At 37.9% G+C, this 23,198-nt stretch carries 23 protein-coding genes; 8 read left to right on the top strand and 15 right to left on the bottom strand.

Annotated elements, in window-relative coordinates:
- Nucleotides 1-2 precede the first annotated feature (2 nt).
- Complete coding sequence (locus ACXAC4_RS06205; protein WP_475159846.1) at nt 3-1,022, bottom strand: HNH endonuclease; 1,020 nt, start codon at nt 1,020-1,022, stop codon at nt 3-5.
- 384 nt (nt 1,023-1,406) lie between these two features.
- Between ACXAC4_RS06205 and ACXAC4_RS06200 the strand changes: the two genes are divergently transcribed.
- Nucleotides 1,407-1,715, top strand: a complete 309-nt coding sequence (locus tag ACXAC4_RS06200; RefSeq protein ID WP_475159844.1) for a hypothetical protein — start codon at nt 1,407-1,409, stop codon at nt 1,713-1,715.
- Nucleotides 1,716-1,777: 62 nt separating this feature from the next.
- On the opposite strand, the gene ACXAC4_RS06195 is transcribed toward ACXAC4_RS06200, so the two are convergent.
- The 9 genes from ACXAC4_RS06195 to ACXAC4_RS06155 all read right to left on the bottom strand — a co-directional run bounded on the left by ACXAC4_RS06195 (nt 1,778) and on the right by ACXAC4_RS06155 (nt 9,103).
- Entirely contained in the window at nt 1,778-3,007 is a 1,230-nt protein-coding gene (locus ACXAC4_RS06195) for a hypothetical protein (RefSeq protein ID WP_475159842.1), read from the bottom strand.
- Nucleotides 2,988-4,064, bottom strand: coding sequence for a zonular occludens toxin domain-containing protein (locus ACXAC4_RS06190; protein ID WP_475159841.1), 1,077 nt, complete (start codon nt 4,062-4,064; stop codon nt 2,988-2,990). Before ACXAC4_RS06190 ends, ACXAC4_RS06195 begins: the two co-directional genes overlap by 20 nt.
- A 1-nt stretch (nt 4,065) precedes the next feature.
- Nucleotides 4,066-4,437 (bottom strand): DUF5455 family protein, encoded by a 372-nt coding sequence (locus ACXAC4_RS06185; protein WP_475159839.1) that lies wholly within the window; start codon nt 4,435-4,437, stop codon nt 4,066-4,068.
- A 1-nt stretch (nt 4,438) separates the two neighbouring features.
- On the bottom strand, nt 4,439-5,878 hold the full coding sequence (locus ACXAC4_RS06180) for a hypothetical protein (RefSeq protein ID WP_475159837.1): 1,440 nt from the start codon (nt 5,876-5,878) through the stop codon (nt 4,439-4,441).
- Nucleotides 5,879-5,943: 65 nt separating this feature from the next.
- Nucleotides 5,944-6,180 (bottom strand): major coat protein, encoded by a 237-nt coding sequence (locus ACXAC4_RS06175; protein ID WP_475159835.1) that lies wholly within the window; start codon nt 6,178-6,180, stop codon nt 5,944-5,946.
- A 97-nt stretch (nt 6,181-6,277) separates the two neighbouring features.
- Nucleotides 6,278-6,397 (bottom strand): tail virion protein G7P-2, encoded by a 120-nt coding sequence (locus tag ACXAC4_RS06170; RefSeq protein WP_475159833.1) that lies wholly within the window; start codon nt 6,395-6,397, stop codon nt 6,278-6,280.
- A 14-nt stretch (nt 6,398-6,411) separates the two neighbouring features.
- Nucleotides 6,412-6,729, bottom strand: coding sequence for a hypothetical protein (locus ACXAC4_RS06165; protein ID WP_475159832.1), 318 nt, complete (start codon nt 6,727-6,729; stop codon nt 6,412-6,414).
- 98 nt (nt 6,730-6,827) lie between these two features.
- Entirely contained in the window at nt 6,828-8,855 is a 2,028-nt protein-coding gene (locus ACXAC4_RS06160) for a replication endonuclease (RefSeq protein WP_475159829.1), read from the bottom strand.
- Nucleotides 8,856-8,860: 5 nt separating this feature from the next.
- Nucleotides 8,861-9,103 carry a DNA-binding protein gene (locus ACXAC4_RS06155; protein ID WP_475159827.1) on the bottom strand — a complete coding sequence of 81 codons (243 nt, stop codon included), beginning with the start codon at nt 9,101-9,103 and terminating at the stop codon, nt 8,861-8,863.
- Between the two features lie 106 nt (nt 9,104-9,209).
- On the opposite strand from ACXAC4_RS06155, the gene ACXAC4_RS06150 reads away from it, so the two are divergent.
- Nucleotides 9,210-9,566 carry a hypothetical protein gene (locus ACXAC4_RS06150; RefSeq protein ID WP_475159825.1) on the top strand — a complete coding sequence of 119 codons (357 nt, stop codon included), beginning with the start codon at nt 9,210-9,212 and terminating at the stop codon, nt 9,564-9,566.
- A 265-nt stretch (nt 9,567-9,831) separates the two neighbouring features.
- Here ACXAC4_RS06150 and ACXAC4_RS06145 read toward each other — a convergent pair whose 3' ends face one another.
- Complete coding sequence (locus ACXAC4_RS06145; protein WP_475159824.1) at nt 9,832-10,077, bottom strand: hypothetical protein; 246 nt, start codon at nt 10,075-10,077, stop codon at nt 9,832-9,834.
- Nucleotides 10,078-10,446: 369 nt separating this feature from the next.
- Between ACXAC4_RS06145 and ACXAC4_RS06140 the strand changes: the two genes are divergently transcribed.
- Entirely contained in the window at nt 10,447-11,439 is a 993-nt protein-coding gene (locus ACXAC4_RS06140; RefSeq protein WP_475159822.1) for a phage integrase, read from the top strand.
- 2 nt (nt 11,440-11,441) lie between these two features.
- Here the strand turns inward: ACXAC4_RS06140 and ACXAC4_RS06135 are convergent, their stop codons facing one another.
- The 3 genes from ACXAC4_RS06135 to ACXAC4_RS06125 form a co-directional block, all read right to left on the bottom strand.
- Nucleotides 11,442-11,990, bottom strand: coding sequence for a hypothetical protein (locus ACXAC4_RS06135; RefSeq protein WP_475159820.1), 549 nt, complete (start codon nt 11,988-11,990; stop codon nt 11,442-11,444).
- Between the two features lie 9 nt (nt 11,991-11,999).
- Nucleotides 12,000-12,965, bottom strand: a complete 966-nt coding sequence (locus ACXAC4_RS06130; RefSeq protein ID WP_475159819.1) for a hypothetical protein — start codon at nt 12,963-12,965, stop codon at nt 12,000-12,002.
- Between the two features lie 491 nt (nt 12,966-13,456).
- A complete protein-coding gene (locus tag ACXAC4_RS06125; RefSeq protein WP_475159818.1) occupies nt 13,457-14,206 on the bottom strand; it encodes a DeoR/GlpR family DNA-binding transcription regulator in 750 nt (249 codons plus the stop codon).
- A gap of 108 nt (nt 14,207-14,314) precedes the next feature.
- Between ACXAC4_RS06125 and ACXAC4_RS06120 the strand changes: the two genes are divergently transcribed.
- Genes ACXAC4_RS06120 through ACXAC4_RS06110 form a run of 3 tightly spaced genes read left to right on the top strand, consistent with a single transcriptional unit; the run spans nt 14,315 to nt 17,874 of the window.
- Complete coding sequence (locus ACXAC4_RS06120; RefSeq protein WP_475159816.1) at nt 14,315-14,971, top strand: HAD family hydrolase; 657 nt, start codon at nt 14,315-14,317, stop codon at nt 14,969-14,971.
- A gap of 4 nt (nt 14,972-14,975) precedes the next feature.
- On the top strand, nt 14,976-15,260 hold the full coding sequence (locus ACXAC4_RS06115) for a hypothetical protein (protein WP_475159814.1): 285 nt from the start codon (nt 14,976-14,978) through the stop codon (nt 15,258-15,260).
- 7 nt (nt 15,261-15,267) lie between these two features.
- Nucleotides 15,268-17,874 carry a family 20 glycosylhydrolase gene (locus tag ACXAC4_RS06110; protein ID WP_475159813.1) on the top strand — a complete coding sequence of 869 codons (2,607 nt, stop codon included), beginning with the start codon at nt 15,268-15,270 and terminating at the stop codon, nt 17,872-17,874.
- Between the two features lie 120 nt (nt 17,875-17,994).
- Here the strand turns inward: ACXAC4_RS06110 and ACXAC4_RS06105 are convergent, their stop codons facing one another.
- Nucleotides 17,995-19,671: a PKD domain-containing protein gene (locus ACXAC4_RS06105; RefSeq protein WP_475159812.1), complete on the bottom strand. Its 1,677-nt coding sequence runs from the start codon at nt 19,669-19,671 to the stop codon at nt 17,995-17,997.
- 400 nt (nt 19,672-20,071) lie between these two features.
- Between ACXAC4_RS06105 and ACXAC4_RS06100 the strand changes: the two genes are divergently transcribed.
- On the top strand, nt 20,072-21,697 hold the full coding sequence (locus ACXAC4_RS06100; protein WP_475159810.1) for a trypsin-like serine protease: 1,626 nt from the start codon (nt 20,072-20,074) through the stop codon (nt 21,695-21,697).
- 76 nt (nt 21,698-21,773) lie between these two features.
- A complete protein-coding gene (locus ACXAC4_RS06095) occupies nt 21,774-22,973 on the top strand; it encodes a hypothetical protein (protein ID WP_475159808.1) in 1,200 nt (399 codons plus the stop codon).
- The last annotated feature ends 225 nt before the right edge of the window (nt 22,974-23,198 follow it).

Raw genomic sequence — 23,198 nt, 5'->3', positions numbered from 1 at the left:
AACTAGCCCTCATAGTAAAGTGATTCTAAACTTTCGAAAGATAAACCAATCTCTCTTTTCTTTAACAATTCATGTCTTTTAGCATAAGCTACAGACAATATTTCTCTTAGTTCTTTTGTATCTGCATGGTGAAAATGCCTGTGACAGTTTGGACACAAAGCTAATATATTTTCAGGAACATCAAGATTGAAAGAAAAAAGCGGTTGCTTTTCCATTGGTATTAAATGATGAGCCTCAACAAAATTATTATTTGTTTTTTTTGAGGTGAAAGTTTTATGTGAAGGGTCTATTTCACATCTAAAACCAGCTGTGACAATAGCTTGTTTAGCGACACTAACATTCCTTTTCCAACGTTTCGTTTCGCTAATAGTAGTCGCATCATTTACAGGAATACCTCCATCAGGTAAGTATAAAGGTGAGCTTTCAAGTATCTTGTTTTGGTATGACTCTTCATCTGAAAATACATTGTTTGTTTTAAGCATTGAAGATTTAATTCGTGCTATTTCATTTAAAGAGATGTCGCTTGGTTCAACCCTTTTACTTCTTAATGCTTTTATTATATTTCGATGGAAATCAATGTTACTGTCTGCATTACTGAATAGGATATCTCTTGCTTCATGAGTCAGTTGCCAACGAAAGCGGTTAATGTAGAAATTTTTCTTTCCTTTATTGTCAACTTTTGGTTCCCATACTTCGCTTTCATTTTGGAAAAAGTCAGACTCTATTGTTCCTAAAAGAACTTCATCTACATGAAACCTAAATTTTTCAACAAACTCTTCTGTTAGAACTGCGTCTTTATAGTTTGGAAAAACATTTTTTTTATCAGTAAACACATCAAATAAGCGCATATCTTCTATGTTTTCAATAGAAACACCTACCAGAAATACAACAAAATCTCCTTTCTTAATATTTTGATGTATTCCTTTATTTTTCATGCCCCAAAGGGAGTGATAGCGTGCAGTGGCAAGATTAGTTTGACTTCTTTGATCATTTTTAAGAGCGACTGTCCAAATTCTACTCATTAGTTATTCCCTATAATAAAAATTCACATTAAACACTTTCTTAAACAAAAACAGAAGCATATGAGATAAAATACGTACTCTTAATAATTTCTCATAGTTGAAGTCGTAGGTAAGAAATTAGAAAAAGAAAAGATAAGAGAGCTAATCAGGGGCGCTTTGCGCGGACCTAGTTTTCAAATCAATACTGCAATTCCGCGGCCGTCAAAAATCGAGCATCCCTCAGCTTAGTAGAGCGGCCTTCGTGTTAGCTTTTTTGACCTAAAGGAAAATATTTCATCTAGATTTTAAAGCTAACACACTTAAAACCCGTTCATATTTACAATACAGAGCCGAAATGCAAATATAATAATTCGATGTTGATATAGTAGACACTTAAGGAGAGAAATGTTGTCTAAGAAATTTATTACTACTTGGTTTTATGCTGGTTTAGAAAAGCACACTGAAGATGTGGGAATTTTCCGAACAAAAATCAGAGAAACTGCCATACAAAGAACAGTAAATTATCACGAATACGCACAGCTTCTCGAAGCTAAATACAACGAGTTGGATGCCGAAGGGTACGATGTTGTAAATGTCGTTCCTATTAATATGGGGCAATCGGAAGAATGCTTAAATAGAGATGATCAATACTTGGGAGATGTCGGCTTTTCTATAACTCGAGGAGCTGTAGTTGTAGGTAAAAGAAGAGATTAGTAGCTCAATTTAGCCAGCCACCTAACCCACTTCGTGGATTAGGCAGCTGGCTAAAAAATTGTTTAGAATACTTGTACTTTGAGCATCATCGTTAACTCCCTCTGTACGATGTTTTCACTCTCAGTCTTGAAAAGATAGCCTAGCAAAGGAACATCTTTTAGCACTGGAACACCATCTTCACTTTTACGGTTTTCTTCATTTACCAAGCCCCCCAAAACAATTGTTTGACCATTCTTCACTGATACCGTTGTTTTTATTGAGCGCTGATTAGTAACTATGTCACTTGCAGTTGTTGAGTCAGTGACACTTGAAGACTCTTGATTGATTTTTAAAATTGCTGTTCCATCTTCAAGTATGTGAGGGATTACAGAAAGAGAGATACCAACATTTTTTCGCTCTATCCTTGTGATACTTTTCCCCCCGTCAGTGACCTCTTGTGCAACAAGAAAAGGAACGTTTTGGCCTACTGATATTTCACCCAGTTCTCTATCCATTACTAATAAAGTCGGAGTCGAAAGGATTTTGGTATTTTTCACTTTTGAGGCTGCTGATATGACTGATTTAAAATCACCTTCAGCATAGATGAGATTTCCACCTAACCCAGTTCCCAATGCTCCAAGTGTATTTGTTGTTAATTGAAAACCTGTTTGCTTCAATGCTGTAGAAAGATCTATTCCTATTGAACTTCCATCACCTACATCGGTTTCCATTATGATAGCCTCAATTAATACTTGCCTAATTGAAGTATCTAGCGCATTTCGAAGCCCCACTAATTGCTCATGAACTTCAGGTGATGTAATTACAAGAAGCGAGTTGGAATTAGGTAAAACACTTGCACTAGGAGTTTGAAATTTAATGTCATCAAACTTTTCCATAAATTTCTTATCTGTATCAGGTGTCTTTACAGCCTGTAAGAACAAAGGCAGAACTTTTGTTGCTTGAATATTCGAAAATCGATACACCACCGACTCTAATGCACCCACAGTGATTAATTCACTGGAATCACTCTCGATTCTAATTACACCTTCATACCTAAGCATCACTAAGTTATTAGACTTTACTATATGTTCCAACAAATCTAATAAGTCGACTTTTGAGATTATTGGTATATCCGCTGTTATTGTCGTCCCCGACACAGAAGAAGATACTACAATAGTTTTGTTCGTGACCTCTGAAATCCATTGCGTTAACTCGGTAATTGGTGAGTTTCTAAGTTGAATAGCTGAGTTATCTTCACTAGAAAAAGCATTGAAGGACAGAATCAAAAGTAAACTAGCAATAAACAGTTTCATTCATATCTCCCTTCTGTAAGGTTATATGGCAAGCATTCTTAATAACCACCTGATACCCAACACCCTCAAGTTGATGTTTAGTAAATGATAAATCACCATTAGATACCTCAAAGCTTCTATATTTAGGGAGTGATGAAAAAGATATAATTTTGAACTCATCAAATGATATTAAAGGTTCTTCAATTGAACTTGGTTCTGTTTGCAAATTGTTAATTGATACAGGCTTTTGTTGATGTGTATTCGGCTCGTATGAAGCATATATATAGATGCTTGGTATCAAAGCACCCAGAAAAATAAGTTTTAGACGAGACCATTTTTTTAAATAAATTTTTGTGATTCTCATAATATTCTTGATGGTGTATGGAACTTGATAACGACCATGTGTGTAGTAAGGGGGTAAAACTGAATATGTGCTATGCGGATAATGAGGACTGAAAATCTGTTTTGTGTCATAGCAAGAATATAATCCACCACCAACCGTATACCAATTATCAACCGTTACAGAGTTGTTAGTTACGCCATATTTCACAATTGCGAAGTGCACTCGAGGAAGAGGCAACTTTTCGCCAGTAAAAAGCCCATAAATAGACCCAATGATAGGGATATTCAGCCTATCAGTTCTTCTGCAATAAACTACAAGCTCACCCAATGCTTCCCTAGCCTGTTTATCAACAAGGGAAATATTTTGAATTAAAAAATCAATGTCCCAGCCTCTTTTTCTAGCGTGCAGAAACCAATCTATAATTTCTTGCCGACTTTTATCATTCCAAGTCCTAGAATTGAACCAAGTACCACATTCGTCTAAAACAATTAACCCATTTTTAGATTCGTCGTAGCTTTTATTTCCAATCCCAATATTTATAAAATCTTGAATTGATGGTTTATCAGGTAGGCGATAAAGTTTCGTGTTTCTTTTGACTCTCCCCAGCATTTCAACTAAGTTAATATTCAAGTTCGTTGCTACAGGTAAGCCTTTAAGTAGCCTCTCTTTGATTCTAGAAACTGAGTTCAGGCTTTTCCCAGAGCCAAGCTTTCCTGTTATAAAATGAACAGCCATATCACCTCCCTTGCCCAAATGACTCGATAAAGTAAACTTTCCAAATCCAGACATATCTAATCGCATGAGCTGATACTATTGAGGAAAGGCATATAGCCGCGTTATCAGGAATTACTAATGAAGCGCCATGTACCAAGCCTTCAGGCGCGACAACCGAAATTGCGAAAATTAAGGATTTTATTCCTGCAAAAACAGCCAGTGTTAAACCTGTTACAGCCGTTATGATAGTTAATTGCATTGCAACTTTGGTTGTCAGATACTTTGTAAAGAAAGCTACAAGCTGACCAAAGATCCCCGCTAAAAATGCAACTAAAGCTGGGAATCGCATCATATTTGCGACACCCGTTATTATTGGTAATAAAAATACAGGCATTTTAGACTCCTTGTTTTGTCGGCGTTCCTCTCGGAACTATTCCTGACATGAGAATATTTATAAGGCTGAAAATCGTATAAACCCCAAGAATCCAACCAAAAAGACTTTTGAACTTCGTAGAAAAAGAGCATGAAATTTCGTACTTTTTACCCTTGTAATCGAAGAGATTAAGTGGTTTGCACTCTGAGGCTTCGGGAATTACATTTGTGAAATAAGACATTAAAGATTCAATGGAAGACTCATTCATCTCAGTACCTAATGGGCTGTTTGTGGAAAGCTCACTTACTTTGCTTTCAAAGTTATGCTGATAAGTTGAAATTTCGCCATCAAAGAAACTCGCTAACGTGTCGAAGATCCCTTTCATATCTTCTCCTGTCATTCCATGTGGATTTTCGCAGTAATTATTTTCAAGGCTTGGAATGCATTCATTCTTTTGTTCTGGTTCTGTATTTTGTCGAATACTATTAAGAAGTTGGTTTGTAATATTTAATTTTGAGTTAGTAGTGTCAATTTTGGGCCCTAAAAAACCTGTTTGTTGATTAATTGATTCTCGTAATAAGCTGAATTCAAAAGCGTTTCCATCCTGCAAACCTCTCACAGCCGTGTTAAGTTGAAATACAGAGTCTCTCATTAAGTCTGATCGAAGCTTGTTATCTTCGCTTAATTGATTTATTGAAGCCTTAATCTCACTTGTTTGAGATTTAAGCTCATTATTAATCCCGTCACGAACCAACATTGCTGACTGCTCAACTTTTTGACTCAATGATGAAAGCTTATCTAGCATTGCTTCAGTATTATTTTTCCCTTGCTGTTTAAATTCATCTACTTTAGAAATAAGAGCAGTAAAATCTATATCAGGCGCTGGGTCTGGATTTGGGTCTGGGTCTGGGTCTGGGTCTGTATTGTCAGTTGGACAAATTGAATCGGCTAGGCGGTATGAACCATCACTGCACTGCTTTAATGTTGGACGGTCACAACCGGGATAACCTAGTAAATCAGGAGGAAACCCATCAGAGCATTGATTGTTACATTGTGCTGGGTCTGACAATACACAATCTTTATTCATAAAATCCATCGTGTAACCATCAGGGCAATATTTATCAAAGAAATCCATGTATAGACATACTGATTTATTTCTTTGTACGTTATCTACAGGGTCAATATAAGGAACTTGAACAATTGTATTTAAACGGACACCATTTGAAGTTTGAGGACAGCTTGCGCCATTAGGATCAAACCAATGTTGCCCTCTATACTTAATTGGATCTAGAACTACATTACCAATTAGAAACTTCCCTTCAGCCATTTCAGAGTAAGATTCGACGAATGAAACTCCACTAGGGGCATTTTCTGTAACTATTGGGATTAAATTTGTAGTTGGCTGGCAATTCTCAGCAAATGAAAAACTAGAATATAAAGACACTATAATTAGAAGCCTCATAATCATTCCTTAGATCAAAAAAGGACAGTTAAACTGCCCTTTGATTAGTCATCAAAATACTTCTGTTAGGTTGCCTTAGAAACAAAACGCTTGAATAACTTAATAATCACAAAAGCTGAAGTAACTGAGATTAAAATTGGCCAAGCCAAAGTTTCTAACTCGCTAATTTGTGATGTAAACTTCGTGAAAGCTGCTGATATACCGCTTGGTAAAGTTGTTGAAGCAAACGCTGTTGAACTCACTAAAACTGAAGAAAATAAAAGGCCTGCTTTTGTTAGTTTTGATTTGATTAAATTTTTCACGATATTGATTCCTCTGTTAATCGTTTAAAAAATTGCCAAGTAGTACCTATTGCCCAACCTAGGGCAAAAGCACCAAGAAAATAGGAAGTTAACGTAATCATCGTTGCCCTCCTGATACCAAGCCAAGACCAAAACACACAACAAGGCCTAAGCTCAAAATGAGGTCGTAAATATGACGACCTAATTCGATTAATAGCTGGGATTGCTCACCCGACATTTTGCTAGATACTTCTATTTAGCTTGCATAGGAGCAATTGAATTAAGTCGGAATCCCTTCCACTCCATTTGTCTAGCTACATTCGCACCTTCGTAATACTCAAGGTTCAATAGAACAGGCTTTAAACCCCAGCCATTAGGATCTGATTGCAGCTTTTCAAGCTGAGAGAAAGTACCGTTTGCCATTTGGTCATTAGTCACTTTCACTGACCAAATGCTCGCAGGGTTTTTAGTGTGAAACTTAAACTCTGCTGTTTCAGGCAAGGGTGCGCCTTTGTCGTCTGTGCGATTAACTCTTTGTAAATCAGTGATTGCACCTTCAATACTGGCCATAGTTATGCTCCTTTAAATATTCTTCGATTAGTTGATATTGAGATTGTAAAAAGTCTTTTAATCTGTCTTTTTCCATGTGAATTCCTTTGTAGTTACAGTTAATGACACAAGTCCAAGGCGACTTCGTCGCTACCAAAAACAGAAAGAGCCTCGTAATCCATGAAAAGGCACATATTTTGATAATCTTCTATTACACATGATTCTAAGAACTGAATTTCTTCATGACTTGGCTGGAAATATCTACCATCTTCAATCCAGTTATGGATTGACTCTGATACACCTAACATTATTTTTCTTTGTGCTTGTAACTCTTTCTCAGTTACCACCTGACTCGTTCCTCGCCTTGTGATTACAACAACAGAGTCCCATGCAACACCTAGAATTCTTTTTGCTGGAGTGTCACCATATTTGGTTGTGAAATAAGGAGAGTTTGACTCACTTCTACTAATCTCGCCCGTGATATGATCTACAATGTCAGGAATTTGATAATGAATTCTCACTGTTTGGTCTTTTCTTTTGACTTGAACACCACCCATTGCCAAACAGAAAGCAGCCCAATTAGATGAATCAGCTGCTACTCGAACTTTTTCAAGCGCAAAACGAGAAACCGAGTCTAGATTTGTGTTCATTGAGTTTGCTACCTCGCATTTCCCTGTGTTGCCTTGACCAAGTCTTCTAAGCTCTCGCCAAGTTGTTACGCTTGGGCCTCCAACTTGTTGAAAACGTCTAATATTAAATGTGCTAGCCCAAGTTGAAGCTCTCTCAGCTGCTTCAGCTGGTGCAACAGATAACTCACCTGCCTTTTCACAGGTAACAGAGTTAATGTGTTCGCCACTAACGGCCTTTGTTATATATTTCGCTATGTAACCAGCAGCAGAACCTTTTTTAGGGTCAATAGAAATTGCTTTGAAGCGAGTAGAAGATGCTCTGAATTCACTTGGTGTGTCTTCCGTTGCTAACTTTTTCAGTATTTTCCTTACATACATTGCTTGTCCTTTTTCAATGAACAGCAACATATGCCAATGTGGGCAACCATCATGATGCGGCTCAACCACTCTAAACCCATAAGGGCGAAGGTTTTTTTTGGCTAGTAGTGCCCTTGCTCGTTTCCATAATTGATTGAAATAGTCTTGGGCATCGTTTGGAGTAGAACCATCATATTTTTGGTTTGGAATTCCGCTAGAGAGAACTGAATGAAATCTACTAGGAGCTGAAATAGTATAAAACTGACCTCTGTGCCCTAATAATTCTGCGCACTCTTCAAAGCCTCTCATTCTTACCATCAATTCAGCAGCTTGCTGCTTTCCTGAAGTAGAACTTTTATCTGCAATTTCTTTTAATGTCTCAAATTCATCGAAAGGATTTGAACAATGAGGAACAACATATAATTCAGACATCAAAGCTTCAGATTTAGCTTTTCTATCTCTTTTATTTCGTATTGTATGTTCACTAACATATGTTGAAGCTTTCTTATGCACAGTGCGGAGTTCTCTAGCCAACTGCTCTATAACTAGAGCTTGTTTAGATCTTAACTTTCTCCTCCACCATAGAGGGCAGGCCATCCTATTGAGAGCTCCTTGGAGCAAGGTCATGATTGTATGTTTATAGTTTGGATTCAGCTTTACTCTTTCGTATGCAGGTAAAGTAAAATAATCGTCATTAAATGAAGGTGGCGTGATGCAATAGATTTTGAAATCGTTACAAAGCTTTTGATAAAATTTATAAGTAGGCTGATTTTGCTTGATGCGTAGCTCAAAAAGCCTTGCTTTTTCTTCAGCTATTTCACAAAGTTCATCGTCTGAAACACTAAGATTTATCCCACCAAGAGTTAAAACCTTATCTGCCTCTAAAAGACGTTCTCTAGCTTCTTGATACCCAAAAAACCTTTCTATCTGCAAAAAACCATTTGCAAGCATTACAGCTAAATTACTGTGCGTATTAAATATTCTTGAACGTAAATCAGGACTATCCAGCTTTGTTTGTTTTAATCTTTCAACGGGAGTCAGTTTTGCTCTTTCAAAAACAGCTTTAGCCCTTGTATCTTGAGTAATATGAGAAAGCGCATTAGCAGCTGATTCCGAAGGGAAGGTTTTCTCAAAAATTGATAGATTACGTTCATTCAACATTAGATTTACCCTCTTATGCCAAACTCTATATTTGCAGCTCTTGCGGCTTCAGCATAAAGTGCAACCATGTTGATATACTTTTTCAGTCGAGCAGGATTTTCATGGGGAGCACATGGAGGCGTGTAAATAGGCAATCGACCATTTGCGACAGCATTCACCACATCTTTAACAGATTGTCCCTGCAACTTTGCATATTCGTCATAAGTCAGGATTGGTGTTGTAAGAGATAAAATTAATTGGTTACTCATGCTATATTATCCTTAACAAAAATAATTCAATACAAAATAGACTAAACCCATATTTTATATTGGTAAAGCAATATTTTTTATAGGTTTCGGGTTACAGGTGTCTGAAATGTTAAAAAGTGCGAAGGAAGTATTTGAAAGTATTAGGGTTCTTTACGACTTCAAAAACTTAACTGAGTTATCAAATTATTTTGAAAAAAATGGAAATTGGGCTGCTCAAATGGCAAAAAAAGGGTCAATCCCTTTCCCTCAATGCCTTCAAGCTTGTGACGAAAAACAAGTTTCTATGGATTGGCTTTTATATGGTAAATATAGGCCTTTCTTGGATAAGAAAGCTTTATTACATGAAGTAAAGGAAGGACTTTATGAAAGCCATGAACTTGGAATAATCCCCGAGCTTAATTCAGACAAGCTGATTTCAACTTCAGCAATAATAGTAAGTCGAATAGAAAAAATGCAGCACTAAACTGTGCTGCATTTTGTTTATTAATGGATTCGGTTTGAATAAATGACCCTATCATCAACTTTAAAGTGGCTTCCACCAGTTTTTATGACAATAAATACTTTTGTGTAATTACAAGAATCTTCTTCGCACATCCAAATTTCAGAAATCAGTGTTAATTCAGAACCTTCACTTGCTGGTTTGAAGCTAATTTCTTTTAGTTTTGTATTAGAGTTATTCCGTAAATTTATCTTACCGCAATCAGGGCAAAAGAATATTTTCGAGTTCATTATGCAGTAACCCTTGCTTCATTCTTTCTATTCAAGCGCTCTAAATAACGCTCAAGTCTTTTATCCCAGTTTTTCTTTGCTTGAAATCTTTCTGACAGTGGCAATTTATTCAATGAATCGTATTCAGTTAAGAGTAGCTCAGAAAGTTCATCTAATGGCAGATCGTCATCTGTATTGCTAGTAGCGAAGAATAGCAAGAAGAAGAAACTGCCATATATAACAGTTAACCAAAGTTCTAAGTCCATAGGTCAGCCTTTTAATTTATTAAATTGATGAATAAAAAAATTAAAAAGCACCAAAAATGATGCTGCTAAAGCAAAACGCTTTAACTAAATTGCAAAATTTAATGCAATTGAAAAGACCTAAAAAGCCTGAGTAATTCAAACTTAAAAGTTAATACCCTTAATGTCGGTAAGAGTGAACTTTGAGTATGAAGCCGACATAAATAAAATAGTACTATAGCGCTAGAATTACAATAGCTTTGACAAATCACTTTTCTTAATGCTAATTTGTTTGTGCTACAAATACAGATAACGCTTTCTTCTATGAATGCAAACTAAAAACCGCTACCTAGGCGGTTTTTTTGTTTTTGGGAAATTTGGGAAATTTGGGAAATGAGTATTAAAAAAGTCGACGGTGGCTATAAAGTTGATATTAGGCCTTGGGGTATAAAAGGAAAGCGAATTAGGAAGGTATTTGCGACTAGAGGAGAAGCTCAAAGGTTTGTGAATTTTACTATCTCAGAAGCCGAAAATAAGCCTTGGAAACAAGAGAAAAAAGATTCTCGAAGGCTTGCTGAATTGGTCGATATTTGGTTCAAAATTCATGGACAAACATATACAGAGCCTCAAAAGATCTTAAATAAGCTGAATATGATCTGTGATGCCTTAGAAAATCCTATTGGGTCAGAATTCAAAGCTAAAGCTTTTGTAGATTGGAGAGGACAAAGAATGTCTGGTGAAAACCCAATTTCAGGTAAAACAGCCAATAATGACCTAATTTCTTTGAAAGGCTTATTCAATAAGTTAATTGAAGTAGGTGAAATTTCTTACCCTAACCCACTCTCTGAAGTAAAACCATTCAAACTACAGCAAACAGAACTCACCTTTCTAAATGATGAAGAAATAAAGATTGTATTAGCTGCAACTAAAGAATCATCCAACCCACACCTCCATCTAGTTACTAAAATATGTTTAGCCACAGGCTGCCGTATAAGTGAAGCTTGCAATTTAAAAGGCTCTCAGGTTTTCAAATCGAACAATACTTTTAAGATTACATTCACTAATACTAAGAATAAGAAAAATCGAACTATTCCAATATCAGAAAGCCTATTTAACGAAATACCGAAACATACAGGTGCATTATTTTCTGATTGTAGGAAAGCGTTTGAAAGAGCAATTACGAAAACTGAAATTAACCTACCCAAAGGTCAATGTAGTCATGTTTTAAGGCACACGTTTGCAAGTCATTTTATGATGAACGGAGGAAATATTTTAGTCCTTCAACAGATATTAGGCCATGCGAAGATTGAACAAACTATGGTTTACTCGCACTTCGCACCTAGTCATTTGGAGGATGCGATCAGATTTGGTCCTAGCCTAAATTAAATTTACTCGGAATTGGCAATTCTATCAAATGTCGATAGCAGTTTATGAAGCCTCTTGATTATCATTAGAGTAGTTAATATCACTGTGCAAATGCTAAAAACAACAATAGGGTTTACTAAATAAATATTTAAGCTATCAAGTTTTAGATCTACTGTAACAATTTGAAGCATTGAAAATACGACTAACGTAAGTGAAACTAAAATAGCAAAACATATATTATTATACAGCTCCTTAAATACTTGCTTCATTGCTTTATAGTTTGGCAACAAACTCTGATCTATATCTTTTAAAGAATTTAATTTATTCCTCTGATCATATACCAGTACTAGAACACTTATTAATAGAGCGGTAAAGATTGCTCCAAAATTTATTAGGGCAGCCCTAAGCTCTTTTCCTATTGTTAAACTAAAAAAGACATTCGCAAGTGAGATAATTACTGGTAACAATATGAATAAAGATATATCTGCTATTGATATTTTCTCTGAGCTGTAATCCCTTAACGTTGAATAATGTCCTTTGATTATATCGCAAACATTAATTTTTTCGCTCATATAGCCCCCTTAAGGCACATTCAATTGAAATGCTTGTTTTCCGTAAACACCTTTTAAAATATCGTTAGTTAATAAAAAAGACCATTTTCTAATCGATTCTAACTTAGGTTGGTTTCCTTCCATCTCAACATCCTTTTTTCCATCTTCGTTTATCAAAATATCACAAAACGTTCCACTAGAGTTTGTACCAACTTTAAATGATCTGGATTGTTTATTCAGTTTAGCAGTTGTTGTAACTTCCGCACCTTGTTGACCCAAAATTGCGACTATCTGTTGTAAGGCTGGGTTTGGCTTAGGCCCTATCAAATCTTTTAACTTTCCAAAAGATGCATCGAAACCTTTTCGCTGCCTTTTTGGTTTTATTGAGTATTCAATATTACACGCACCAACTGCAGTAACTGCGTCTAATACATCTTTATCACCTGTATAGCCTTTTACATTAAAAGATTTAATTTTGGCATTGTCTATCCACTCTGTGATAGCTGACTCGTGTGAATAGGGAAGAAATTGCAGTGTAGAATTAGTTTTATTCTTAAAGTAAATAGAAAAGATATTTGAGAATAATGACTTAACACCAACCCCCATACTCTTGTGAAACAACGCTATTCCATCTGTAGTATTTTTTGGAACGGTGAACTGGACAAAGTGTCGTAATACCTCTGCATCAGACTCTTTTTTAGGAAACCTTACTGCACCAGTTGCTTTATCCAAGATATCACTTTTAACTCCGTATTGACCGGTTACAAAAAATGAAGAAACAGTTCTATTTTTCTTATCATATTTTATTTTTTTAAAAGAATAGACTCGCTTATCATCTGGATAATCATAAACATGAGCTGACTTACTCAACATGAAATCATGAATGATTTCTAAAATGTCAATTTTACCATTTATGTTAGATAAGTCGTGAAATAAAGATTCGTTATTTTCTCGTTTAAAAAACGATTGAATTAGATATGGTGTTACAGCGTGCATACAATTTCCTTTTAAAACTGTCCATATTGTGCCCACAATCAAAAGTTATTACAAGACGATGTAATATTACATGAGATTACAAATTACTTATAAGTTAGTAAGTTACTGTTTTTTATGTAAGGCTATTAAAATCGACGCTTTCTGGACGGGGGTTCAAATCCCCCCAGCTCCACCAAACGTATAAAAAAGACATCATTTGATGTCTTTTTTATGCCTAACATTCGGCACTTAAATCCGATGCTTACCCCGTGGTTTTTATATTAACGTGCCCTAATCAAACACTCCCTTGGCACAGATGCGCTAACAACTTCACTTGAGCGGTCTTATTTAAATGTTGAGGATTATAAGTGTGCCAAGAATAAATCTAATTAGGTGTATTTACTTCCTTCTAAAGGTATCAATATACGCAGTTACATACTTACGTAAGAATTGATGAGCCAGAACATGTTTAAAGTGAGCGTCGAAGGTCTGTGTATTTTCAAACGCTTCAATTAACAAGGTATCCAGTTAACTCCTGAATACTGTGGTAAACTGACCACATGTTCTCCATGCGTATTAGATATAACTCTATCAATGCTTGCTGGTTTGATTGCTGTATAGGTGGAGTCTACGCCAATTTTATCTTTAGAAAGCATTACAACAACCTCGCCTGATTGCTCAACGGCTGCTTGAATAACTACTGACTCTTCGTAGTTATTCACCATTACGCCTCCTGTGTATGAAAATGCAAATGCACCAAAAAACGCTTTATCAAACTTAATGTTACGAATTTGCTCTGCTACGCCCCCAACACAGCGCATCGCAGGCTTATAGACTCTTCCACCCAACAAAATGACGTCTACACTAGGGAGTTTCATCAGCTCAACGGCCACCACAGGGCTTGAGGTGACAACTGTAATCACTAAATCTTCAGGTAATACTGTGGCTAAATAACGACAACTTGCTCCTGAATCTATCCATATCACGTCACCTGTTTTAATCAGTGGTAAAGCAGCCAATGCGAGCTGTTGCTTAACTTCATCAACCTCTTTAAACCTATCTGCATAATCGGCGCCGGTTTCTTTTAGCGCCATCGCTCCACCATGCACTCTTTTAAGTAAGCGCTTATTGCCCAGCTGGTTTAAGTCTCTGCGCACAGTATCAATTGATACATTTAAAGTCTCTGCCAGCTCTAGCGCGTATACCTTACCTTGCTTACTGATCAGATCTAAGATCGTTTTTTGCCTTTCTGCCAACAACACTTTTTGCACCTTTTTGCATTTTTAAAATATTTTACTCGACAAAATAGAATAAACAAGCAAATAATAATGCATTATTTCGCAGCTTTTTAAAATTTAGGAGTGTTAAAAATGGAAAACATGCAAAATAATGCAATCATATTAAATTACCTAAAGAAGGGAGTGTATCAAGGGGTGATCTTTGATCTAGACGGCACCTTAATTGATTCAGAACACGTTACCGACGCAATCTTAACAGCTTGGTGTAGCAAGCATAAACTCGACTTTGAACATGTAAAAAGCGTTAGTTTCGGCTCTCATTTAGAACATTTTCTACCGCAAATTGCGCCTACGCTTAATGCAAAGCGTGAAGCCCAATATATTGAGCAACAAGAACTGACTAGTACTATAACAACCCCGGCATTACCCGGTGCGAGAACAATGCTTAAATGGTTAGACAAGCAAGGTATTCCTTGGGGCATTGCCACTTCATGCCCGCGAGAATTGGCTGTTAAAAGAATAAGCAGTGCATGTCTACCTCATCCAACCGTTTTTGTAACCAGAGAAGATTATAAAGAGGCGAAACCTAGCCCAGAGTGTTTTTTTCTGGCAGCAAAACAATTGCATGTAAATATCAATAGCTGCCTTATCTTTGAAGATTCAAATAACGGCATTGCTGCGGCCTTGGCTTCTGGGGCAAGCGTAGCCGCCATAAATAACCCATCAGGCAAACACAATGCTCAGTGCTTACACATTGCTCACTATTCAGAACTCACATTTGAGAAATAACATCATGCTTAACATTTCTTCTAACTTTATGACCAGCAAAGAACAGCATTGGGACTTTGCTGGTGTTTTATTTGGTATGGTCGGCTGTATCGCACTTGCTAATCAGATTTATTTTGAGTTGCAACAGGTGACTTCTTCACTCTCAACCGCCTTTGTCGGTTCTTTCTTTTTTATCTACCTATTTTGGTTTTTATATGGATTAAGGTTTAAACGCCCAGCAATCATTATTACCAACAGTATTTCGTTACTGCTGCAAACTGTTTTATTCATCATTACCTTTTTTAAGTGAGATAGCCATGAATACATTTATAAAGGTATGCAGCACAGCGCTATGTGTAATAGCAATGAACAGTGCCCATAGTGCGCCACTTAGCCAAAGTGAACTCAATAAAATAGCCAACACGCTCGACATTAAATATTCAGTGTTCAGTAATCATGATCACACTAACTGCGCTTCGTTTAAAGGTGACAACGCCTGCTTTAAAGGTAATATTGAACTCCATTCAACTGAGCAAATAGACCAACAAGACTGGGTTATCTATTTCTCTCACTTACAGCCTATATATCAAGACGATAGCCCTTTTTTTGATATCACCCATATCAATGGCGACTTGCATAAACTACAACCTACCGAAGCTTTTACTGCTTTGAGTGCTAACCAAACTCACCATATTAACTTTACAGCTAGACTATGGCACCTAGCACATTCAGATGTTCAGCCAAACTACTACATAACAAGTGGAGAGTTAAAAGCGCAGGTTATTAAAAGTACCGCGCCTATTATTGACCCTGAGACGCAGCTGACTAAGTTGCCACACTTAAAACACCTTGCCAACGGTAACTTAAAGCGAAATGCCTCAGACAAAACGAGCAAAATTACCCCACAAGCAAGGTATGAACACAACCAAAAGTTGGCAATCACTGACGATAAGCTTGTGCCACTTATTCCTAGCCCATATACAGCCAAATTAGATACTGGCGCGGGTGCGATCTCAGTAAAGGAAGGTTTTAACATTGGCGGGCTTAATTTATCTGAAGCGAGTTTAACTGTGCTAAAGCAAAGACTTTCGCAATTAAATATGACTGTTTCAAACAAGCATGGTTTGCCTATTATCAGCGAGATAGATAAAAAGCTAAGTGATAACCCTGAATACTATCAATTACAAACTTCTCACTCAGGTATAGAGATCAAAGCTGTCAATGAAACGGGCATATTCTACGCATTACAATCAGTTGTTAACCTAATTGACCACACCAATAAAACGCTCCCCGCGATTACCATTAAAGATAAACCCCGCTACCCACACCGAGGTATGTTAATAGATGTAGCGCGTAATTTTAGTGATAAGGAGTTCATTTTAAAGCTGCTCGATCAAATGGCCGCCTATAAGCTTAACTTTTTGCATTTACACTTAAGTGATGACGAAGGTTGGCGCATTGAAATAGCGTCACTGCCTGAATTAACGCAATTTGGTGCTTACCGCTGTCACTCAACTAAGGAGCAAGACTGCTTATTACCCCAATTAGGTCATGGTCCAAGTAAACAAAACCCAGCCAGTGGCTATTACACCCAACAAGATTTTATCGACATACTACAAGCTGCTAAAGCACGCAATATTACTGTTATGCCCATGATAGTCATGCCCGCACATGCCAGAGCCGCCGTGCAGTCGATGGAAAAGCGTTATCGCGACTATATGGCGATAGGTGATATAGCAAAGGCCGAACAATATCGTCTTATCGACCCACACAACACCAGTCAATACGAAACCGTGCAGTACTACAGCGATAATTCGATAAATCCATGTTTAGATGCAAGCTATGAGTTTGTAGAAACTGTGGTTACTGACATTGCAAAATTATATAAATCAGCTGGCGTACCCTTAACGCACTTTCACATTGGCGCTGATGAAACCGAAAAAGCTTGGGTAAACTCACCTGCTTGTAAAGCGCTAAATGACAACAATATAGATCTAGTAGGCCACTTTATTACTAAAGTGGCCGGTATACTCAATAAGCAAGGTATCACCTTAGGGGCTTGGAGTGATGGGTTACATAAAACAGACTTAACCAAACTTAAAGGTAAAGTACTTGGTAACAGCTGGGAGCATTTACCTTGGGCGGGTACCACACTCACCAATCATCTGATCAACAATGATGTTAACCTTGTGCTGTCGACACCTGATTCGCTTTATTTTGATGCTCCCTATGAGCCCCATCAAGATGAAAGAGGCTTTTATTGGTCTTCTCGACAAACCGACACCTTCAAAGTGTTTAGCACCATGCCTGATAACTTACCGGCGATGGCAGAAATATGGACAACACGCAATGGCCATCCATTCACGGTAAATGACACCAAGCACTTTAATAAAGATATCAACATGGCACATAGTCCAAGATTAAAAAACCGCCTACTGACAGGAATACAAGGCCATTTATGGAGTGAAACCACACACACAGATAATCACAAGGCCTACATGATTTACCCTAGATTATTAGCGTTGGCTGAACGCGCATGGCACCGAGCACCTTGGGAACTAAAATATGACCATGCCGGCCGAGAATACAGTGCCACCAGCAATTATATTGGCCCGTTGAAAAAAGCAGCCCTTGCTGAAGATTATGGCAGATTTAGCCAAAAGTTAGGAAGTAACTATCTTGCTAAGTTAGAGCTAGAACAGGTATTTTTTAGACTGCCTCCCCCTGGTGCCAAAGTCATCAAAGGTAAAGTGCATGCAAATGTGCATTATCGAGGCTTACCAATTGAATACAAACTTGGTGATGGTCCATGGCTGCTATATCAACACCCTTTTGACTTAACTGATGTCGTCGAGCTAAGAAGTACCACACACTCTGGTAAACGCAAAAGTCGCTCTGTGTACATTGAAAATCAGGCACAATAATGCATGTTACAAACACTATAAAAGACATCATTTGATGTCTTTTATATACCTTGACTTCTCGTTATATTTAACATTAGAGACAAACTATTAGTTAAAAACTATTTACCTCTAATGAAATATTTAATTAGTCATTAATCTATATACAACTGAGAAAGTTTGATCTGTTTCTGCAATTTCAAAACTAAAGGTAAGGTTCACAGTTTGCCCATTAGTCATGGACGATACTAATTCAAACTCAACCTCTTCGCCTCGTGCGATAACTTGGTTATTTTCCAGCCCTTTGAAGCTTGCTGTCACGCTATTTGTGCTATCAATGGCTGTCAAATTTACAATTGTGTAAGCATCACCAATGGCACGTAACTTAAACTTACTGAGTGTCAGTTCATTTGGTTTAGGTATTACAGATAATGTACTGGTACTGCTTAACTGATAAGGTAGCCCTGTTTCAGTGTACGTATTAGTAAAGTCATTATAAGCCAGCATTGATAGCCTTGGCTGCGTTGCCTCTACCAACAGGTTAACCGAGTCGCTATCAAGCTCTCCGTCATTGACCACCAGCGATAATATATATTCACCTTCTTTATCCGCAGTAAAACTCGGATCAGCTAAAGTCGCATCATCTAATGCTGCAACACTAGATTCTGGCTTAGATACAAATCGCCACTGATAGGTAAGCGTGTCGCCATCTTCATCAAGGCTGTTAGCTGCACTCAATTGCACTAGCTCTCCAACCGCTACTTGCTTATGCTCTCCAGCATTTGCTATTGGCTTAATATTTAACTCTGTCTCGTTTATTGTGACTGAAGCTCGACCTGTTAGGCCCTCATCATCCGTTAAAGTGAGCTCTACAACATATGTACCTGGCATATCTAATGAGGTGACACGTAGTGACTCTGACAAAGCTATATCACTTTCGTCTCCACCGCCTGTGCCAGTGATAGCTGAAATCTCTGCTTGGCTACCCTCAGGTGACTCAATTATCGACCAAACGGCTGTTACTTTTTGGCCCTGATTAGGATCGTAGCTACTCGACGCATCCAGCTCTAATACGGCACTGTCATTTTTGTATATAAAACAATCTATTGTTTCTTTATTAAATAAAGCAACAGGCGCTAGATTTTTAGAGTCCTCGGTTACCCTGTCTGTCACCATTACTTTTACTTCTGTGGGTGCACTGTCTAAAGTGCCATCATTTACCACTAAGTTAAAAACATACTGTCCGTTTAAATCGGGGGTAAAAAACAGATTAACTGAATTGGTGTTGCCAAGCTTAGCTTGGCTATTTTCAGGATATGAAACAAGCATCCATTTATATGTTAGTTGGTCTCCATCTTCGTCATTGCTGTCTACGCCATTAAGACTAAACATCACACCACGAAGCGACAACGGGTTTTGTGTTACTTGTGCAACCGGTGCCGAATTTTGAATTTGTGCGGTAATACTTATAGTAATCTCAGCACTTTGCGTTTTTGCATCGCTCACCACCAATGAAACAAGGTACTCACCAGGTAAATCTGGCGAAAACTGTGGTGTGGCAGATTGCTCTTTTGCTAATAATACCTTGCTGCCTTCTGGTGCTTTTATTAGCTTCCAACTATATTGAATGCTATCCCCATCAGGATCAGAGCTTTGTTCACCATTTAAGGTCACTAAGCTATTTACATATACTTGTTTACTGGCAATGGCGATGGCTGTTGGGGCTTGGTTAGGGACTTCTGGCTCTGGGGCGCTATCACTGCCACCACATGCGCTTAAAAGAAAAACTACAAAACAAAAAAGTAAAAAATTATCCTTCATTTTTATCTCAAATATTAAGTTAAATGATTAACAACTGGTTCGTTCCCATAACTCTCACCATCTAATTGGCGATGACGTTATATCTATTAAAACTAACTGAGATTAAAGCCCAAAGCTCTAATGACAGGAAAATAACACTGCCTTTATGCTACTTAATTCATTTATAGCTATAAATTGACGTAGTCATGCATAAACTAAGACTTAAACGTCTAACAAACACACCCCAAATGTAAACAAAATGTTACATTAATTATTTAACCAAATCATATCCATACCCATTTTGAACACACACAACCAACTGGTCTAACCATGTTTTATTTTTATTCTAGATTTGCACAAAAGTGTATCTCAGATTATTTCTAGATAGGCTTAATTTTGAGCAATTAAAGGAAATGTAATCATGAATAAAAGAAATATTTTACTCTCTGCCATGTGTTTGTATGGCATGAATGCATACGCTGCAGCTGAGTTAGATATAAACCCAACTGTTGTTGGTGGTATTGAAACACCTGCATACTCCCGTCCTTATCAAGTCGCGCTACTTATGAATGGTCGTCAAGGTTGTGGTGGTACGTTAATCGATCCAAACTGGGTTTTAACTGCGGCACACTGTTTAGACAGTGCGTCAACATCAAGTTTAACTGTGCGTGTTGGTGCGCACTCAATCAGTCAAAATGATGGTGTCACATTACGTGTATCTCAGATTATCAACCATGAACGTTGGAATGGCGCAAATGGGATCCGCTCTGGTTATGACATCGCAGTTTTAAAACTTGCTTCACCTGCACCAAGTCAATATACGCCAGCTAAACTTCCTACTGCGGCTATCGAGTCACAGTATGCAAGCCCAGGCGATTACGTTACGGTATCAGGTTGGGGTTTAACCTCTAACCGTGGTCGTCCGAGTGATGTACTTCGAGAAGCAGATTTACCAGTTATCACTAATTCAAGCTGTAGTTCACAACTTAATTTCAATTTGCCGAGTTCTGTGATTTGTGGCGGTGGTGAAGGTGGTCGTTCTGCATGTAATGGAGACAGTGGCGGTCCTTATGCTGTTAGAGTTGGCAATGACTTTTACAGCATAGGCACTGTGAGTTGGGGGCAAGGTTGTCAAGGTGCAACTGCTTTCACAAGAACAACCAGCTTCTTAAATTGGATCAAACAAAAAACAGGAATTATCGACGGCGAAGATAAAAAACCCGTCGCCAATTTTGAGGTCCAAACGGATGCGGCGTCTTTAACTGCAAGTTTCACCAACAAATCTACTGACGATAAAGGGATTACAGTTTATCAGTGGTCGTTTGGACAAGGTAATGCGGGTTCAACTCAAACCAACCCAAGCTTTACCTATGCTTCTGCAGGTAGCTACAACGTCACGCTTACAGTAACAGATACAATTGGCCAAACGAGTAGCGTATCTAAAGTCGTTAACTTTATCGTTGATGGTGAATGTAATGCAGCACCTTGGAGTGCAACACAAAGCTATGCACTAGGCGACAAGGTTAGCTACAAAGGATATGAATATGAATCTACTTGGTGGTCTCAGGGTGCTCAACCAGACCTATATAGCAATGTGTGGCGTCGTGGAGCAAAATGTGATGGTAACGTTGAAGACCCAACGCCTGTAGCTGACTTCTCAGTAGCGACGGATCAATTAACAGCAACACTCACCAGCACGAGCACAGATAACGGTCAAATCGTTAGCACTCGCTGGATTGTCAACGGTGAAAGCTACCAAGGCAGTGTTGTGTCACACACCTTTGCACAAGCAGGCAGCTATTCAGTAACTTTAAGTGTTACTGATGACAAAGGCCAAACCGCTCAAAAAACCAAAACTATCTCAGTTTCTGAAAATGTCGATACCTGTAAAGGCACACCAGCTTGGTCAGAAAGTACCGTGTATTTACAGGGTCAAAGAGTGAGCTTAAACGGGGTAATTTACGAGGCTAAATGGTGGGTACAAGGTGAAAGCCCTGCTTCTTCTGGACCTTGGGGACCTTGGAAAACGATTGGTCTATGTAGCTAAGCTGATTAAAGAAATCTTTTAATCATTTTAAGTCCCGTGTAACCTAAAGGAAATATATAACCATATTTTCTGCGACATGGGACTTAGTCAACAAGTAAAAGCCGATTTAACACGCCTTGGCGAGCGTATACAAAAAACTTTTTTAGCAATCAAAGCTGAACTACCAGAAAAAGCCAAAACCATTGGTGGATTTGCTCGGTATTTAGATTATAACCGCTCTAATAGCCAACGCTTTTTTACTGCCTGTAAAGCAAGTGATGGTTTACAAGTATTAGTAGAGTTGCCCGGTTTACAAGCTTTGGTACTCATGCAGCAAAAGTTGACACCGCTTATCCCAGCCCCTTTGTTGAAGCAGCTAAAACAAGTTACCGACTTATTTGAACAGTGCCTCAATCAACATGCTTCAAGTCATGCCCAACTCAAACGCATGCTATCGACAGCGAAACAGAAAACACAAAATACCACGCACGGTGATGACCACAAAGCGCAGCTTTACTATGCCGCTAAGTCTCTACTTCGATTCAGCGTCGAAGAAGTATTCTGTATTTATATTCTCAGAGAGAACAAAGCAAACCCTGCTTTTTTACAAGAGGTTGCGTTGATAAGTAAATCTGGCATTAAACGTGAAGCCGGTGCTGTGCCTTTTGTACAGTTTTATACTCACCCTAACCCTGATAATTTTACTCAACCACTGAATATTTCTAAGCAAAGTCGATTAGAAACCAATCTTTTTACCATTGGTGTATCTGAAGAGTACTCGACACCTGGTTTTTTAAATGCGTTTAGTACCTTTTCGCCGAGTAATTCAGGTTTAGTGTTTGACCCACTCCCAAGTGACAGTTGCGATGCAACCTTTGTGGTTAATAACCCTGATGAAGTGATGAACCCGCTCAATCAAAGCAGTCCGTGCAGCTCCACCAGCTTATCAATTAAAAACCCAACTAAAGCCATGACCATGTTAGTGCTGATAGAAAAACAAATTGATAAATGTAGTACCGTGAATATTGGCTGCTATCACAACAATCAAAAGGTCGAAGATGGCAAATTAAAAGCAAGTGATATGTGGACTGAACGATTCCCAGAATTTCCTGAACTCAAAATTTCTCAAACCACAGATAATTTAGCGCACTTTCAATTGCAGCAAGCTCACAAAGACAAACTGCGCTATTTGTTAGATATCGCGCAAGTCAATATCGAAGACTACATTTGCTACTCAACTCATGTGAACTTTCCTATTTGGTCGAGCACTTACCGTATATATTTCGAACACCAGTAAAACTTTTTAACGCGACTTTTCACTTAAAATCACTAAGTAAGCACACAATGTGCTTACTCCCCGCACCAAAAAACCATAACCAATTGTAAAATAACGATATTTGTAATTTTAATTTACTTATTTCACAAACTTTCACATATCTCTAGTCTCACATGAGAATAAAAAATGTACATCTGCTACAAGTGCTGATAGCCTAGATCGTATCTCAGATACGTTTTGAGATAT

This window comes from Pseudoalteromonas sp. AWM4_233 (assembly GCF_056158285.1).
Note: the sequence above shows the minus strand (reverse complement) of the source record. Positions and strands in the feature narration are given on the sequence as shown.